This window comes from Sulfuritalea sp., from assembly GCF_017302275.1.
In the GTDB taxonomy this organism is placed as follows: domain Bacteria; phylum Pseudomonadota; class Gammaproteobacteria; order Burkholderiales; family Rhodocyclaceae; genus Sulfuritalea.
Map to the genome: position 1 here is coordinate 26,047 of NZ_JAFLDR010000039.1, position 14,872 is coordinate 40,918.

The following is a 14,872-nucleotide window of genomic DNA, read 5'->3' on the forward strand; positions in this document are numbered from 1 at the left end:
GAAGCCACCACGCCAGCGCCTTGCGCTATAGTCCCCGGCGTCGGCACAATCCGCCGCGCATGCCCAAGGGGAATGCCATGCCCGCCACCACAGCCGCGATTGCATCCGCCCTCGGGCCGCTCGCCCGCCGCTTCGACGTCGATGTGCTCGACAGCTGCGCGTCGACCAATGCCGAATTGCTGGCCCGCGCCGAAGCCGGTGCGCCCTCGGGCACCGTGCTCGTCGCCAACGAACAGACGGCGGGACGCGGCCGGCGTGGCCGCAGCTGGATCTCCAGCCCCGGCGACAGCCTGGCCTTCTCGCTGCTCTGGCGCTTCGCCCCCGGCACCGCGCCGGCCGGGCTTTCGCTGGCGGTCGGACTCGCCGTCGCCCGGGCGCTTGCAAGAGTCGGCGCTGGTGATACGGCGTTGAAATGGCCCAACGACATCCTCAGGAACCGGCGCAAGCTCGGTGGCATCCTGGTCGAACTGCTGCCCGGCGCGCCGCATGCCGCCGTGATCGGCATCGGCATCAACCTGCGCCTGCCGGCGGCGATGCCAGCTGATTTGCGCGCCGCATCCGCGGCGCTCGACCTGCCGGCGACGGACGAAAGCGCGCTGTACGCCGCCCTGCTGACCGAGCTCCTGGCGGCGCTGGAACAGTTCGCCGCCGCCGGCTTCGCCGCCTTGCGCGACGACTGGATGGCGCGCCATGCCTTCCAGGATGCCCCTGTCCTGCTTTCCACCGACTTTGCCTCGCCGCGCGAGGGTATCTGCCGCGGCGTCGATGCCGACGGCGCGTTACTGCTCGAATCCGCCGCGGGCATCGAGCGCGTGCTTTCCGGCGAAGTCTCGTTGCGCCCGGCCTGAGAACGTCGCATGCTGCTCTGCCTCGATGCCGGCAACACCCGCCTCAAGTACGGCCTGCGAGAAGGCGCCGAATGGCGCGTCCAGGGCGCGCTCGATTACGCCGCCTGCGACGGCCTGGTGCAACTGTTGCCGACTTCCCCGACGCGCATCGTCGCCTGCAATGTCGCCGGCGAGTCTGCGCGAAAGCGGATTGAAACGTTGGCGGCACGTCTGCGCATCCCGCTCGACTGGCTGCAAAGCTCGGCGGTCGCCTGCGACGTCAGCAACGGTTATGACAAGCCGCAGCAGCTCGGCGCCGACCGCTGGGCGGCACTGATCGGCGCTCGCGCGCTGCATGCCGGTGCCTGCGTGGTGGTGGTCGCCGGCACCGCCACCACCATCGACGCGCTCGACGCCCAAGGCCGCTTTCGCGGCGGCCTGATCCTGCCCGGCTTGGCCCTGATGCGCAGCGCGCTGGCGCGGAACACCGCCGACCTACCCGATGCCAGGGGCCAGTTCCGCCAGTTGGCGACCAACACCGACGACGCCATCGTCAGCGGTGCGCTGCACGCCACGCTGGGCGCCATCGAGCGCGTCAGGTCGACCCAGCGGCAGGACGTGGCCTGCCTGCTCTCCGGCGGCGCGGCGGCGGAGTTGGCGCCGCACATGCGACGGCCATTCAGCGTGGTGGACAACCTCGTACTGGAAGGCCTGGCGCGCTTCAGCCAATCCGCCTGAGTACACTCGACCTATTCTCTGGAGATACCTGCGTTGGCTTTGAAATCGATCAAGGCGTGGGCCGTAGCGCTGCTTTCCGGCCTGGCGCTGCTCTGCGTCGCCACCGCGGCCTGCGCCGCCGGAGCTGCTTACGGTGAAGAATTTCCGCTCGTCATCGGTGGCCGCGACATCCACGTCTTCCGCGCGCCGATCGGCACGTTCACCGCGGCCGAACGCGCCGAAGCGGCGCGCAAGCGCACCGAGCGCGCCTTCGCCAAGCCCGGTGCAGGCTGGACCTCGATAAAGCCCACCCCGTTGGGCGTGGAAGTGCGCCTGGACGACGACGTCCTGTTCCTCGTGGTTCCCGGCGACGTGCGCACGGAGGCGGGCGAGTCCGCGGAAGACATTGCCAACCTGGCCTCGCGGGCGGTGCAGAAGGCATGGAGCGAAGCGCGCGAACGCGATGACCCGCGTGCGCGCCTGGATGGCTTGCTCAAGCTGGCATTGGCCACCGTCCTTTTGCTGCTGGCGCTGGTCGCCACGCTGAAACTGTCCACCCGCTTGCGCCGGCTGCTCGTCGCCGTCCTGCGCCGACGCCTCGAAGCGCTGCCCGCCACTTACTGGGGCCAACGCATGTCCGGCTCGCTGCCCGGCATCGCCTCGCGCCTCGCGCTGCTGCTGACCTGGCTGCTGGTGATGGCCATGGCCTATTCCTACCTGACGTACGCCCTGGCCCAGTTCGCGCTGACGCGCCCCGCCAGCGAGACCATGTCCGGATCCATCGTCAGCCTGACGATGCAGGCCATGGCGGCGGTGGTCGAGTCGCTGCCGGGCATTTTTGTCGCGGTGGCGATCTTCCTTCTGGCCTGGGTCGCCACCCGCATCTCGTCCGAGTTCTTCGACAGCATCGAGGCGCGGCCGTCCGACAGCGCGATGCTCAACAACCACACCGCGCCGGCGACGCGGCGCATCGTCAACGCCTCGCTGTGGCTGTTCGCCATTGCCATGGCCTATCCCTACCTGCCGGGCTCCCATACCGAAGCCTTCAAGGGGCTGTCGGTGATCGTCGGCCTGATGGTCTCGATCGGTGCCTCCGGCGTGGTCGGCCAGATCGCCAGCGGCGTGATGATCGTCTACACCTATGCGCTGAAGAAGGGCGAGTACGTGCGCATCCAGGACTACGAAGGCACGGTGACCGAGCTCGGCCTGTTCGTCACGCGCCTGCGCACCGGCCTCGGCGAGGAGATCGCGCTGCCCAATGCCTTCGTCCTGGGCAACGTCACGCGCAACTTCTCGCGCATCGACGGCGACCGTGGCTACGTGCTCGACTGCACGTTGACCATCGGTTACGACACGCCCTGGCGCCAGGTGCACGCGCTGCTGCTGGAAGCGGCGGCGGCGATCCCCGAGATCCGCAAGACGCCCGCCGCCTACGTGGTGCAAACGGCGCTATCGGACTTCTACGTCGAGTACAAGCTGGTGGTGCATGTGGACACCGACGTGCCGGCCACCCGCGCACGTGTCGCCAGCGATCTCCACGCGTCGATCCAGGACGCCTTCAACCGCCACGGCGTGCAGATCATGTCGCCGCACTACATGCTCGATCCGCCGACGCCGAAGATCGTCGCCGAAAGGGACTGGCGGCCGCCCCCGGCGACGCCGGGAACGAACGCCTGAGCTCGCCGGGTCCGGCCTGTTATCATCGGCGCCACATCGAAAGCTGAGACCCGCGGGGAAACATCTTGCGCATTCGCGTCCATCGCACTGACGGAAAGACCGGCAACTATTCCCAGGACGATCATCGGCGCGCCGTGTTGCTCGCAAAGCGGTTCGATCCGGCAAAGCTGTTCTGCTCGGGACCGATCGTCATCGGCGTGCACAATCCGTTCAGCATCATCCATCCCGACGAAATCTGCTGGATAGAGGTCGAAACCGACCTGGTCCTGCCCGGGGCGATGCCGAAGAACATCGAGCGCCTGCGCCGCATTCCCGACGTCGAGAAATACAAGGAGCTGCTGGCGCGGCAATGGCCCGGCTGGATGCAGTTTCGCAAGGGCAGGAAGGGCGACCCGTTCGAAGCGCTGATTGAACTTTCCCTGCGCAGCGGCGAATCGATATATCTGCACGTGGTCGGCGCTGTGGACGACATCAACCTGGTCGAGGAATTCTTCGGCGTGCCGGCGATCACCGCCAGCATTGGCGTCCCCGGCAATGTGTACATCAATCCGAAGGCGATCGTGCGCGCCCGCATCTACCACAGTCGCGACCAGGTCAGATTCTCCGACGGCTTCTGGATGGCCGAAGCCGACGATGTTTGAGTGACCAGCGGATTGGTGACGGGTTGAAGGACTCTGCTTGCACGGATCGCCCGAAGTGGCGATCGCGATCGGCGAGCTTTCCGACAACCGCTTCAGCGGACTGCTGCCGGACGACGATGTGTATGCGATCCGCGTGTACCTGATGCACGTGGGGGCGCCGCGCAATGCGGCAAGCAATCACACCCTGGAAGTCGGCGCCGGCGGCACGGCGCTGAAGCCTGCTTCCGCCACGACGGACGCCGTGGTGCACGGCAGGCATGGTGCGGCGTAGCTTCGACGGCGCGGCGACCGTGGTGCAGGTTTGGGGTGACACGGGCCGCAGGGGCCGCATTCTCGTCGTCAAAGGCGAAGCCATGGCGGCGAGCGCTGCTGGCCCACCTGTGCTTCAACCTGGCGATCGCCGGTCTGTTCCTGGCAAGCCTGGGCTGGGTCGAGCCGCGCCTGCGGGCCTGGCTCAAGGTGGACGCTGGCGCTCAGTAATCCCGGTTCGACAGGCGCGGCGGCGGCTTGTAGCCGAGTTCGGTGGCACGCTTCTCGAAATGCGCGGCCTCGGCGATACGGCCATGGATGTTGTACAGCTCGGCGAGCTCCCAGCTGGCACGCGCGTGGCCCAGTTTGGCCGCAAAACGCAGCCAGCGCTCCTGGCCGTAGTTACCGGAATAGTCGCCGAATGCGCCCTTGCCAACGGCTTGTGCAAGCTCGAAGGCTGCCGTCGCATTGCCCCGCGCGGCCTCGGCAAGCCTGGATGCCAGAACCGGATCTTTGCCGCCGGCCTCGAAGAGATCGCCCGACAAGCCGACGTCGTACTGGACGCTGAGGGCCCTTGCCGCGCCGTCACCGAGCTTGAGCACGTCCCCGCGCAAGCCGCTGTGGGGGAACTCGTTGGCGAAGGCGTCGCACAGGGCGACGATCCGACTCGGCCGCCGCGCGGCCCGGATCTCCTGCCAGCGCGCCTGTTCCGTCGCGACGGTGGGCTGGGGCTGGTGGCGCGACACGCCGGCGAGCTGGCCGAAAGGCGCGGGAGCGCCACCGGCCGCGGTCGATGCCGCCGCCTCCGCCACGCCCGGCAGCCACAGCGCCGAGCAGCAGAACATTGCGGAAACCCATCGCAGGGCATGCCGGTTCATTGACCTGACCACCTCCTGGTGCATGCGGGCCTCGACGCGATGCCCGGACGACAAGCGTCGGGCCGGCTTGTGTCGTCATGCTACCCAGGGCCGGCCACGGGACGGAGCCGGAACACGTCCCTAATTCCGCAGCAATTCCCCGGCAATGATGATCTGCCGCACCTGGGTGGTACCGGCGCCGATCTCGATCAGCTTGCCGGCGCGGTAGAGGCAATTCACCTCGGTCTCCCACATGAAGCCGTTGCCGCCGTGGATCTGCACGGCGTGGTCGAGCACCAGCTTCAGCATGTTGCCGGCATGAAGGACGCAGGCCGCGGAGCGTTTGTGGATCTCGCCGCGCCCGGCCTCGTCGGCGGCGGCGACTTCCTTCAGCAACTGGTAGGAGAAGGCGCGCACCGATTCCAGCGCCGCGTACATGTCGGCCAGCATGCCCTGCACCAGCTGGAAACCGGCGATCGGATGGCCAAACTGGACGCGGGTTCGCGCATAGTCGAGCGAAAGGTCGAGCGCGCGCTGCGCCAGCCCGATGACATGCCCGCTGAAAAACACCCGCTCGATGTCGAGCCCGCTCATCACCACCCTGACGCCCTTGTCCTCCCCGCCGACCAGGTTGGCGGCCGGCACGCGGCAATCGTCGAACAGCAGTTCGCCGGTCGGACTGCCGCGCCAGCCCATCTTCTTCAGGCTCTGCGCGACGGAGAATCCCGGCGTGCCGCGTTCCACGACGAAGGCCGAGATGCCCTGCTGGCCGCGATCGGGCGTCGTCCTGGCGTAGACCAGAAGCAGGTCGGCCACGGGGCCGTTGGTGATGAACATCTTGCGGCCATTAAGCACGTAGTGGTCGCCGTCCCGGCGTGCCGTGGTCTTCATCGACCCCAGCGCATCCGAACCGGCGCCCGGCTCGGAGAGGCCCAGGGCGCCGATGCCGGCGAGCATGCGTGGCAGGAAGCGCATCTGCTGTTCTGCACTGGCATTCCTCACCAGGTTGTTCACGCAGAGGTTCTCGCTGGCGCCCCAGCTCGCAGCGAGCATGTTGTTCCAGTAGGTGAAGGCCTCGCCGATGAAGAACTGCGCCACGAGGTCGAGACCCGGGCCGCCGAGCGATTCGGGCACGGTAGTGCCGAGCAGGCCGACTTCGCCCATGCGGCGGTACTCGTCGGCCGGAAACCAGTCCTCGTCGTCCATGCGCCGCAAGAGCGGGTGGTGGCGCTCCCTGGCGTAGCGCCAGGCCATGTCGTAGATCTGCTGGTGCTGTTGTTCGAAACCAAAGCTGCGCAAGTCGATCATGATTCCCCCCATGCGGTTTCCGCGAGCCCGATTTTCACGTGTCGTTCGGCCCGGAAACGCCCGCGTCCGGACGCGTTTTCATCGCGCCAGCAGCCACGTGAAGCCGGCGATGCCACCGAGCAGCACCGGCTGGTGCACCATGTAAAAGCTCAGGCTCCAGCGCCCCAGCACCGCCAGTGGCCGCAACGGCATGGCGACCGGCCCGGCCAGCAGCGCGCGCCGACTGGCCGACAACCATTGTCCTGCGGCCATGCCCCAGAGCATCACGCCGAGCCAGGGCAGGACGGGCACCCAGTCTTCGGTGACGGGAATGCGCGTGACCAGGCCCACCCAGTTGGCCCAGGGAGTGTCGAAGAACGGGTGCTGCAGCAATCGTGGCGCCGCCACCATCAGGGCCCCCGCGATCCACAAACCACCCCGCAGCGAGGCGAGCAAACGCGCCAGCACCAGCATCACCGCCATGCCGTGCAGCACCCCGAAGCTGATCCAGGTCCTGGGAAACATGAGGGCCGAGCCCGCGCTCACCAGCAGCGCACAGCCGGCCACCTGGGCCCAGCGGCGCCAGAAGCGCGGCCAGCCCTGCCCGCTGTGCAACGCCAGCGCCTGCCCGAGGCCGGCACAGAAAACAAACAGAGTCACGATGGCAGTCCGTTGCGTGGCCCAGAACGGGTCGTGAAGGAAGGACTGGCGCGGCTCGATGAGTCCGAAGTGGTTGAGGTCGAAACAGAAATGGAACACCACCATCCAGACCATGGCGGCGCCGCGCAGCGCGTCCAGGCGGTCAGAGCGCAGCGCCGGCTTCATCCGGCCGGACCGTGCGCGGGGGGCGCGCCAGCGGCGTCGCGGCAGGCGCCATCAAGTACCAGGTCAATCATGCTTCCTCCGTCGGCCTTCAAGTCTAGCCGATGAAACCTGGGTACTTGATCGCCCCGGCCCGATGCCGGACAATGCCCCATCGTCCGCAGGAGCTTTCCATGCCCGCCCACTTCCTTGCCACCCTGCCGAACTTCCTCGCCTACCTCGGCGCCGCCTTCGTGCTGCTGGCCGCCTTCGTCGCCATCTACCTCTACGTCACGCCCTACGACGAGATCGCGCTGATCCGCAACAACAACATGGCCGCGGCGATCTCGCTTTCCGGCGCGGTGCTCGGCTTCGCCATGCCCATCGCCAACGTCATCGCCCACAGCGACACGCTGGCGGACCTCGCGGTGTGGGGCGTGGTCGCCGGCGCGGTGCAACTGCTGGCCTGGATGGTGGCGCGCGTGGCGCTGCCGAGCCTCAAGGAAGACATTGCCGCCGGGCGCACGGCACCGGCCACCTTCGTCGCCGCGCTTTCGATCACGGTCGGGCTAATTAACGCCGCATGCATGACGTACTGAAAACCAAAAGGGAGACACACATGGCACTCATGGATTTCATCAAGAAACAGTTCATCGACATCATCCAGTGGACCGAGGACGATGGTGACACCATGGCCTGGCGCTTTCCCATGGCCGAAATGGAAATCCAGAACGGCGCCAGCCTGACGGTGCGCGAATCGCAGATGGCGGTGTTCGTCAATGAAGGCAAGGTGGCCGACGTGTTCGGTCCCGGCATGTACAAGCTGACCACGCAGACGCTGCCGGTGCTGACCTACCTGAAGAACTGGGACAAGCTGTTCGAGTCGCCCTTCAAGTCCGACGTGTACTTTTTCAGTACGCGCCAGAAGCTCGACCGCAAGTGGGGCACGCCGAACCCGGTGACGATCCGCGACAAGGATTTCGGCATGGTGCGGCTGCGCGCCTTCGGCATCTACGCCTTCCACCTGGTCGACCCGAAAGCCTTCCACACCACGATCTCCGGCACGCTGGAAAGCTACACGGCCGACCAGCTCGAAGGCCAGTTGCGCAACACCATCGTCGGCCACATCGCCGATATCTTCGGCGAATCCGGCGTGCCCTTCATCGACATGGCGTCGAACCAGGTCGAGTTCGGCAATGCGCTCAAAGCCAAGATGGAGCCGATGTTCGCCAGCTACGGCCTCGCGCTCGACAGCCTCAACGTGCAGAACATCTCGCTGCCCGAGGAACTGCAGGCGATGCTCGACAAGCGCATCGGCGTGAACATGATGGGCGGCATGCAGGCCTATACGCAGTTCCAGACGGCGGAGGCAATACCGCTCGCCGCGCAGAACGAGGGTGGCCTGGCCGGCATTGGCGCTGGCCTCGGCGTCGGGCTCGGCGTTGGTCAGCAGGTCGCGGCTTCGATGGCGCAGTCGCTGAATCCGGCGGCGGGCCCCGCCGTAGCCCCGGCCGCCGCGGCGCCAGCGCCGACTTCTGCAGCGGCACCGGTTTCCGCCGACGAAATAGTCGCCACCATAGAAAAACTCCACGGCCTGGTCGGCAAGGGCATGCTGTCGCAAGCCGAGTTCGACGCGAAGAAGGCCGAGCTTTTGAAGAGGCTTGGGTAAGACCCATTGGCCACAGAAGACACAGGGGTCACAGAGAAAAGCAAACCAGCGGGTTTTACCCTGTGTCCTCTGTGATCTCTGTGGCTGAAAAGATTCCCTTCTGATGCCTTTTTCCGCCAACTGCCCGGCCTGCGGCGCGCCGGTCGTCTTCAAGTCCTCGGCCTCCTTCCACGGCGTCTGCGAGTTCTGCCGCAGCACGCTGGTGCGCCACGGCGGCGCGCTGGAAAACCTCGGCCGCATGGCCGACCTGCTGGAAGACGCCTCGCCGATCCGGCTGGGCAGCGAGGGCCGCTACCAGGGCGTGCATTTCGCGGTGATCGGGCGCATCCAGTTGCGCTATGCGGCGGGCGTCTGGAACGAGTGGCACCTGCTGTTCGACGACATGCGCGGCGGCTGGCTGTCGGATGCCAACGGCGAATACACGATCAGCTTCCTGACCGCGCCGAAGGCCGAGCTGCCGGCCTTCGCCGGCATCATGCCGAACGACGCGGTGTCCCTCGCCGGCCGCGAGTTCGTCGTCGGCAACCGCGAAGAGGCGATGTGCATCGCCGGCGAGGGCGAGCTGCCCTTCGCCTTCGGCGCCGGTTACGCCGCGCCGCTGGTCGACCTGCGCGAGATCGAGGGCAGCGGCTTCGCCAGCATCGATTATTCGGAAACGCCGCCGCTGGTCTTCGTCGGCGAATCCCTGCCCTTCGCCAGTTTCGGCTTCGCCAACCTGCGCGGCGGGGCGGCTGCAAAAGCCGCCGGCGTGGTCAAGGCGCTCAACTGTCCGCGCTGCGGCAGCGCCGTCGGCATCCATGACAAAGCGGTGCAGAGCGTCGCCTGCCCTTCCTGCCTGACGGTGCTGGAACACGACAACGCCAGCCTGAAGGTGCTGCAAAAGGCCGCCGCCGCGACCCGCATCGAACCGCTGATCCCGCTCGGCAGCGTCGGCCGCTTCCTCAACCAGGACTGGACCGTGATCGGCTTCCAGGAACGCGCCGTGACGGTGGACGGCAAGAATTACCCCTGGCAGGAATTCCTCCTGCATCACCCGCAGGAGGGCTTTCGCTGGCTGGTCGAATCGACCGGGCACTGGAGCTGGGTCAGCCCGGTGGCCAATCCGCCGCGCTATCAGGTGGGCCAGGCGGCGGCGATTTACAAGGGCGAGGAGTTCCGTCGCTTTTCGACGGGCTCCGCCGTGACCCGTTATGTGATCGGCGAGTTCAACTGGAAGGTCAAGGTCGGCGAGACCTGGGAGCTCATCGATTTCGTCGCTCCGCCGCAGATGCTGAGCCGCGAAGCGCGGCAAGCCGAGATCGCCTGGTCGCTGGGCGACTACCTGCCGGCGGAGGAAGTCGCCGCCGCCTTCAAGCTCGACCATGCGCTGCCCGTGCCGACCGGCATCGCCATGAACCAGCCCAACCCCCGTGCCGAGCCGCATCGCCGCGTCTGCGGCCAGTTCTGGAAATTCGCCGCCCTGGTGCTGCTGGCCCAGGCGCTGTGGGTTTTCATCCTCGGCGGGCGCACGGTGCTCGACCAGCGCCTGTTCTTCGCCGTCGACAACGAGGAGCCGGTGACCACCCAAACCTTCCAGCTCGAGCGCGACGCGCGCAACCTGGTGCTGCGCCACGACACCGACCTCGACAACAACTGGCTCGGTCTCAACCTGACCCTGGTCGAGAAGGGCAGCGGCCGTGCCTGGCTCAGCCAGGCCGAGCTCGCCTATTGGCACGGCTATGACGACGGCGCCTGGAGCGAGGGCGACCGCTCGCGCGAGCTGGTGTTCCGCGACCTGCCGGCGGGAACGTATTATTTCGTCATCGACCCGGAGTTTTCCGCCGAGAAGCGTATCGGCGTCACCGACCGTGTCCGCGTCACCCGTGACCAGGCGGCATGGAGCAACTTCTTCTTCGTGCTGATCTTCCTCGCCCTGCTGCCGATGTTCAGCCGCTACCGCGTGGCAAGCTTCGAAGCGGAACGCTGGAAGGACGCCGATTTCCTTTCCAGTGGCGCTGACTTCGGCACCGGGGACGATGGCAGCGATGGCGGCGATGGCGGAGGCGACGACTGATGCATCGCCTCGCCATGATCCTGAGCTTCGCCGCCTTCGCGCTGTTCAACTACGGCCAGTACCTGGGCTGGAGCCTGTTTTCCGAAAGCGCCGACGCCCAGCCGGCGCGCTCGGCCAACGCGGCGCGGGCCTTCCACAAATGATGGGCTCGAACCCATCCGCAAACATGTGTAGCCATACCGTTCGGGCCGTCATTCCAGCTTGCGCCCGAATGACCTGCTGCCGTTGATTGCCAATCGATAATGCGCTTTGCCGCATGAAAGGACACCCATGCAGATCCTTCTGATTTCCGGCATCGGCGTCGCCATAGTCGCCGTGCTGTTCGCCTTGCAGAACAACGTCCCGGTGACGATCAGCTTCTTCGCCTGGAGCTTCGGCGGCTCGCTGGCGCTGGTGCTCCTGATGGCCCTCGGCCTCGGCGTCCTGATCGCCGGCCTGGTCACCTCGCCGGCATTGATCGGCAGCCGGTGGAGCGGCAAGCGCCTGCGGCGCCAGGTGGCCAGCCTCGAAGAACAAAATCGCGCCCTGCAGCAACGTGTCAGCGAACTCGATGCCCAGCTCGAATCCCTGTTGGCGGCGCAGGCCCTCGCCCCGACAACGGCGCTGATCGAACACCAACCCTGAAGGCCAAGAGTCGGCGCTGGCGACACGGCGGCAGCAAGGCGCCACCCGCCATCCCGGCATCCCGACATGCAAGCTCCACTGCTCGCCTCCGTATTCATCGTCGCCTCCTGCGGCCTGGCCTATGAGCTGATCGCCGGAGCGCTGGCGAGCTACCTGCTGGGCGATTCGGTGACCCAGTTCTCCACCGTGATCGGCGCCTACCTGTTCGCCATGGGCATCGGCTCCTGGCTGTCGAAGCATGTTGCCGCCGCATCCGTGTCCGAGCTGCTGCTGCGCTTCATCCAGATCGAGCTGCTGGTCGGCCTGCTCGGCGGCCTCTCCGCCGGCCTGCTGTTCCTCTTGTTCACGCTGCACGCCGGACCCTTCCGCTTCGCGCTGTACGGGCTGGTGCTGCTGATCGGCATCCTCGTCGGGCTGGAAATTCCGCTGATCATGCGCATTCTCAAAAGCGAGGTGGAGTTCAAGGACCTCGTCGCCAAGGTGCTCTCCTTCGATTACATCGGCGCGCTGGCGGTGTCCTTGCTGTTTCCGCTGCTGCTGGCGCCGCATCTCGGGCTGGTGCGCAGCGCCCTGCTGTTCGGCCTGTTGAATGCACTGGTGGCGGCCTGGGCGCTGTGGTTGTTCCGCGAGCGCATCGGCCGGCTGGCCGCCTTGCGCGCCCAATGCGCGGTGGTGATCGGCCTGCTGCTGCTGGCCTTTGGTTTCGCCGGCCAGTTCGTCAGCCTGGCCGAGGCCAACCTCTACAACGAAGACATCGTGCACGCCGAATCCAGCGCCTACCAGCGCATCGTCGTCACCAAGTACCGTGACGAAACGCGGCTCTACCTCAACCACAACCTGCAATTCTCCTCGCGCGACGAGTACCGCTACCACGAGGCGCTGGTGCATCCGGGGCTGGCGTCGCTGCCCGGCGCACGCCGCGTGCTGGTGCTGGGCGGCGGCGACGGCATGGCGGTGCGCGAAATCCTCAAGTATCCGCAGGTGGAAAGCATCGTCCTGGTCGACCTCGATCCGCGCATGACTGAGTTGTTCGCGCAATCGACGCTGCTGCGCGACTTGAACGCAAATGCGCTGGCCTCGCCGAAGCTGAAGATCGTCAATGTCGACGCCCTGCAGTGGCTGGAAGCGTCGCAGGAAATCTTCGACTTCGTCGTCGCCGACTTTCCCGATCCGTCGAACCACAGCCTCGGCAAGCTCTACTCGACGGCCTTCTACCGCCTGCTGAAACAACATGTAGCGGAGACCGGCCGCATCGTGGTGCAGGCCACCTCGCCGCTCTATGCCCGGCAAAGCTACTGGACCGTGGTCGCCACGCTGGAAGCGGCCGGCTGGCAGACCGCGCCCTACCACGCGCTGGTGCCCAGCTTCGGCGAATGGGGCTACATCCTGGCCGGCCGCCGCGACTACCGGCCGCCGGAAACGATCCCGGTGGCGACGCGCTTCGTCACGCCCGACGCCCTGCCCGCGCTGTTCCACTTCCCCGCGGACATGGCGCGCGTCGCCGCCGAACCCAACCGCCTCGACAACCAGAACCTGGTGCGTATCTTCGAGCGCGAGTGGGGGCGGGTGCAAGCACATTGAAGAAGAGCAATGCAGGATTCCATACCCGGTAACACCATGACTCGCTTCGCATGCATGGAGCCGCCTTGCATCCACTGCCGGCACGCATCCCCATCGACCGCAATGACTGCTGCGGAACATCCTGCATCCGGGGCACGGAATTTTGCGCATCCCCGCTGCTCAACCGCATTGCCGACGGTGAAAGCGCGGCAAAGGCGGCCGTCATCTCACCCGAGATCACCTCCATAAGGGCACCCCAGACCATTTGATATCAAAAAGGGGGCTCAACTTCCGACCATAGTCCATTCGGGCTATTGCATCGCAGGTCGGCATACGAATAGGCTTGGAAATATGCGCTTAAAACAACATCTTCAGGAGATCAACATGAAAAAGCTGCTTGCCGTGGGCATTCTGGCAGGGGTGATCGCCGCGCCGGCGGCCGCCACCACCTGGACCGACTGGACCAGTGCCGATAGCTACAGCGCCAGCGGCAACGCCGGCGGCGTTACGGTGAGCTTCAGCAGCACTTCTGCGCTTTGGGGTTGGCAGATCGCTGGCGGTAACAATTACTACGCCCCCTGGCCGGGCAGTGCGGCGCAGCCGGACAACACGGACATCCTGGCGCTGGGCCAAGGGGGTACGCGAACCATCACCTTCAGCCAGGCGGTGACGGGTGTACAGTTGGCCCTGGTGAGCTGGAACGTTCCCGGAAGCGTCACCTTCAGTCACGCATTCTCCAGCAGCGTAATTGGCTGTGGCTATTGGGGCTGCGGTTCGATCACGCCTGTCCCCGGCAACACGGGCTTCATGGCTTCCGGCGAAGTGCACGGCACCCTCACCTTTTCCGGGCCGATAAGCACGCTCACGATCGCTGACGGTTCGGAGTACTGGCACGGCCTGACCGTGGGATACGAGTCGCTTGCTGTTGCTGCCGTACCAGAACCCGAGACATACGCGATGATGCTGGCGGGACTCGGGCTGCTTGGGCTCGCGGCGCGGCGCAGAAAACAAAAACCAGTTGCGTGACGCACCGCGACGCAATAATCAAAAACGGGAGTTTGAGCTCCCGTTTTTTTTGGCGGTGACCCATCCTGAATAGCGTTGACAGCTTTCCTGCAAAGAAAGGGGAAGGCAATGGAATCGCGGATCAGGAGGACGCAGCGGAACTACGCGATGGCCTTTGCGTTGGCCGTGGTGGACCAGGTTGAGAAAGGGGATCTGACGTACAGGCAGGCGCAGGAGCGATACGGGATCCAAGGCAAGTCGATGGTGCTGACCTGGTTGCGCGAACATGGACACCAAGACTGGGGGACAGTGGCATTATCCGATCGCATGAGTGATCGAAATTGCCCTGAAGTATCGATGCCGCGTTGCCAGGCGTACGCGAAGCCGGCGACGGCCCGAGCGCGTGGCTGGACTATTGTGCAGCGGGATTGCGCCGGACGCTGGACTGGTTTTGCGTCCGCGCCAGGAACAAGTGCTGCACCTTCTGCGCGACCACGGCGCCATGGCGCCGGCAGAGGTATGGGCGACGCTCGGCGTGTCGCGGCACAGAGCGATGGATTTGCTGCGCCCGCTGCTGGATGCCGGCGTGGTCGAAAAAGTCGGCGGCAACAAGACCGGTCGCCATGTCTTGAGGCGCGCATGAAGGAAGCCGAAATCCGCACCGAACACATAGGCCAGGGCAAGCCCATCGCCGATCAAATGCCGATTCGGATCAAGTCCGGGGCAGGCTATTCCGGCGAACGCCGGAATCCAGAAGACCCAGGATCCTGGACACCGGCATTCGCCGGTGTGACGGCTTGTTCAGTGGTTCCATAGCACGGAACCATGCGCCGCCGCGACTTCCTCGCCGCGACCTCGGCCGCCGCCGCCCTCGCGGCCTGCGGCTCGAAGGCCGCGCCGCCGCT

The 14,872-nt window shown here is 66.1% G+C and carries 19 protein-coding genes and 1 pseudogene; 17 read left to right on the plus strand and 3 right to left on the minus strand.

The genetic code is table 11. From position 1 onward, the window contains the following. The first annotated feature begins 77 nt into the window (after positions 1–77). The 6 genes from J0M27_RS17280 (at position 78) to J0M27_RS17305 (ending at position 4,342) form a co-directional block, all read left to right on the plus strand. On the plus strand, positions 78–848 hold the full coding sequence (locus J0M27_RS17280) for a biotin--[acetyl-CoA-carboxylase] ligase (protein ID WP_294994573.1): 771 nt from the start codon (positions 78–80) through the stop codon (positions 846–848). 9 nt (positions 849–857) lie between these two features. Then, on the plus strand, positions 858–1,565 hold the full coding sequence (locus J0M27_RS17285; protein WP_294994575.1) for a type III pantothenate kinase: 708 nt from the start codon (positions 858–860) through the stop codon (positions 1,563–1,565). A 33-nt stretch (positions 1,566–1,598) separates the two neighbouring features. Continuing rightward, positions 1,599–3,221 (plus strand): mechanosensitive ion channel domain-containing protein, encoded by a 1,623-nt coding sequence (locus J0M27_RS17290; protein ID WP_294994578.1) that lies wholly within the window; start codon positions 1,599–1,601, stop codon positions 3,219–3,221. A gap of 65 nt (positions 3,222–3,286) precedes the next feature. Continuing rightward, positions 3,287–3,862 (plus strand): hypothetical protein, encoded by a 576-nt coding sequence (locus J0M27_RS17295; RefSeq protein WP_294994581.1) that lies wholly within the window; start codon positions 3,287–3,289, stop codon positions 3,860–3,862. Positions 3,863–3,917: 55 nt separating this feature from the next. Further along, positions 3,918–4,133 (plus strand): hypothetical protein, encoded by a 216-nt coding sequence (locus J0M27_RS17300; protein WP_294994584.1) that lies wholly within the window; start codon positions 3,918–3,920, stop codon positions 4,131–4,133. A gap of 35 nt (positions 4,134–4,168) precedes the next feature. Beyond that, positions 4,169–4,342, plus strand: a complete 174-nt coding sequence (locus J0M27_RS17305; RefSeq protein ID WP_294994586.1) for a hypothetical protein — start codon at positions 4,169–4,171, stop codon at positions 4,340–4,342. Here the strand turns inward: J0M27_RS17305 and J0M27_RS17310 are convergent. The 3 genes from J0M27_RS17310 to J0M27_RS17320 all read right to left on the minus strand — a co-directional run bounded on the left by J0M27_RS17310 (position 4,336) and on the right by J0M27_RS17320 (position 7,080). Next, entirely contained in the window at positions 4,336–5,013 is a 678-nt protein-coding gene (locus tag J0M27_RS17310; protein WP_294994589.1) for a hypothetical protein, read from the minus strand. The two genes, J0M27_RS17305 and J0M27_RS17310, sit on opposite strands and share 7 nt — an antisense overlap. A gap of 96 nt (positions 5,014–5,109) precedes the next feature. Beyond that, complete coding sequence (locus J0M27_RS17315) at positions 5,110–6,288, minus strand: acyl-CoA dehydrogenase family protein (RefSeq protein WP_294994592.1); 1,179 nt, start codon at positions 6,286–6,288, stop codon at positions 5,110–5,112. Between the two features lie 66 nt (positions 6,289–6,354). Further along, positions 6,355–7,080, minus strand: a complete 726-nt coding sequence (locus J0M27_RS17320) for a heparan-alpha-glucosaminide N-acetyltransferase (protein ID WP_294994594.1) — start codon at positions 7,078–7,080, stop codon at positions 6,355–6,357. Positions 7,081–7,250: 170 nt separating this feature from the next. Here J0M27_RS17320 and J0M27_RS17325 point away from each other — a divergent pair, with 170 nt between their 5' ends. The 11 genes and pseudogenes from J0M27_RS17325 to J0M27_RS21410 all read left to right on the plus strand — a co-directional run. Beyond that, complete coding sequence (locus J0M27_RS17325; RefSeq protein ID WP_294994597.1) at positions 7,251–7,655, plus strand: DUF350 domain-containing protein; 405 nt, start codon at positions 7,251–7,253, stop codon at positions 7,653–7,655. A gap of 20 nt (positions 7,656–7,675) precedes the next feature. After that, positions 7,676–8,725 carry an SPFH domain-containing protein gene (locus J0M27_RS17330; protein ID WP_294994599.1) on the plus strand — a complete coding sequence of 350 codons (1,050 nt, stop codon included), beginning with the start codon at positions 7,676–7,678 and terminating at the stop codon, positions 8,723–8,725. A gap of 103 nt (positions 8,726–8,828) precedes the next feature. After that, positions 8,829–10,778 (plus strand): DUF4178 domain-containing protein, encoded by a 1,950-nt coding sequence (locus tag J0M27_RS17335; RefSeq protein ID WP_294994602.1) that lies wholly within the window; start codon positions 8,829–8,831, stop codon positions 10,776–10,778. Next, positions 10,778–10,921, plus strand: coding sequence for a hypothetical protein (locus J0M27_RS17340; RefSeq protein ID WP_294994605.1), 144 nt, complete (start codon positions 10,778–10,780; stop codon positions 10,919–10,921). The genes J0M27_RS17335 and J0M27_RS17340 overlap by 1 nt, the downstream gene beginning before the upstream one ends. Before the next feature lie 127 nt (positions 10,922–11,048). Further along, positions 11,049–11,402 (plus strand): lipopolysaccharide assembly protein LapA domain-containing protein, encoded by a 354-nt coding sequence (locus tag J0M27_RS17345; protein WP_294994608.1) that lies wholly within the window; start codon positions 11,049–11,051, stop codon positions 11,400–11,402. Positions 11,403–11,468: 66 nt separating this feature from the next. Continuing rightward, positions 11,469–12,983, plus strand: coding sequence for a polyamine aminopropyltransferase (locus J0M27_RS17350; RefSeq protein WP_294994613.1), 1,515 nt, complete (start codon positions 11,469–11,471; stop codon positions 12,981–12,983). A gap of 363 nt (positions 12,984–13,346) precedes the next feature. Continuing rightward, positions 13,347–13,988 (plus strand): PEP-CTERM sorting domain-containing protein, encoded by a 642-nt coding sequence (locus J0M27_RS17355; protein WP_294994616.1) that lies wholly within the window; start codon positions 13,347–13,349, stop codon positions 13,986–13,988. A 108-nt stretch (positions 13,989–14,096) separates the two neighbouring features. Continuing rightward, positions 14,097–14,270: pseudogene (locus tag J0M27_RS17360) on the plus strand (IS3 family transposase); the annotation flags it as partial. 169 nt (positions 14,271–14,439) lie between these two features. Then, positions 14,440–14,610: a hypothetical protein gene (locus J0M27_RS17365; protein ID WP_294994621.1), complete on the plus strand. Its 171-nt coding sequence runs from the start codon at positions 14,440–14,442 to the stop codon at positions 14,608–14,610. Beyond that, the gene (locus J0M27_RS17370; RefSeq protein ID WP_294994623.1) at positions 14,607–14,783 is read left to right on the plus strand and encodes a hypothetical protein; all 177 of its coding nucleotides are present in this window, start codon (positions 14,607–14,609) and stop codon (positions 14,781–14,783) included. Before J0M27_RS17365 ends, J0M27_RS17370 begins: the two co-directional genes overlap by 4 nt. A gap of 9 nt (positions 14,784–14,792) precedes the next feature. Further along, positions 14,793–14,872: twin-arginine translocation signal domain-containing protein (locus tag J0M27_RS21410; RefSeq protein ID WP_365963052.1), on the plus strand; the 80-nt coding region annotated here is incomplete at its 3' end.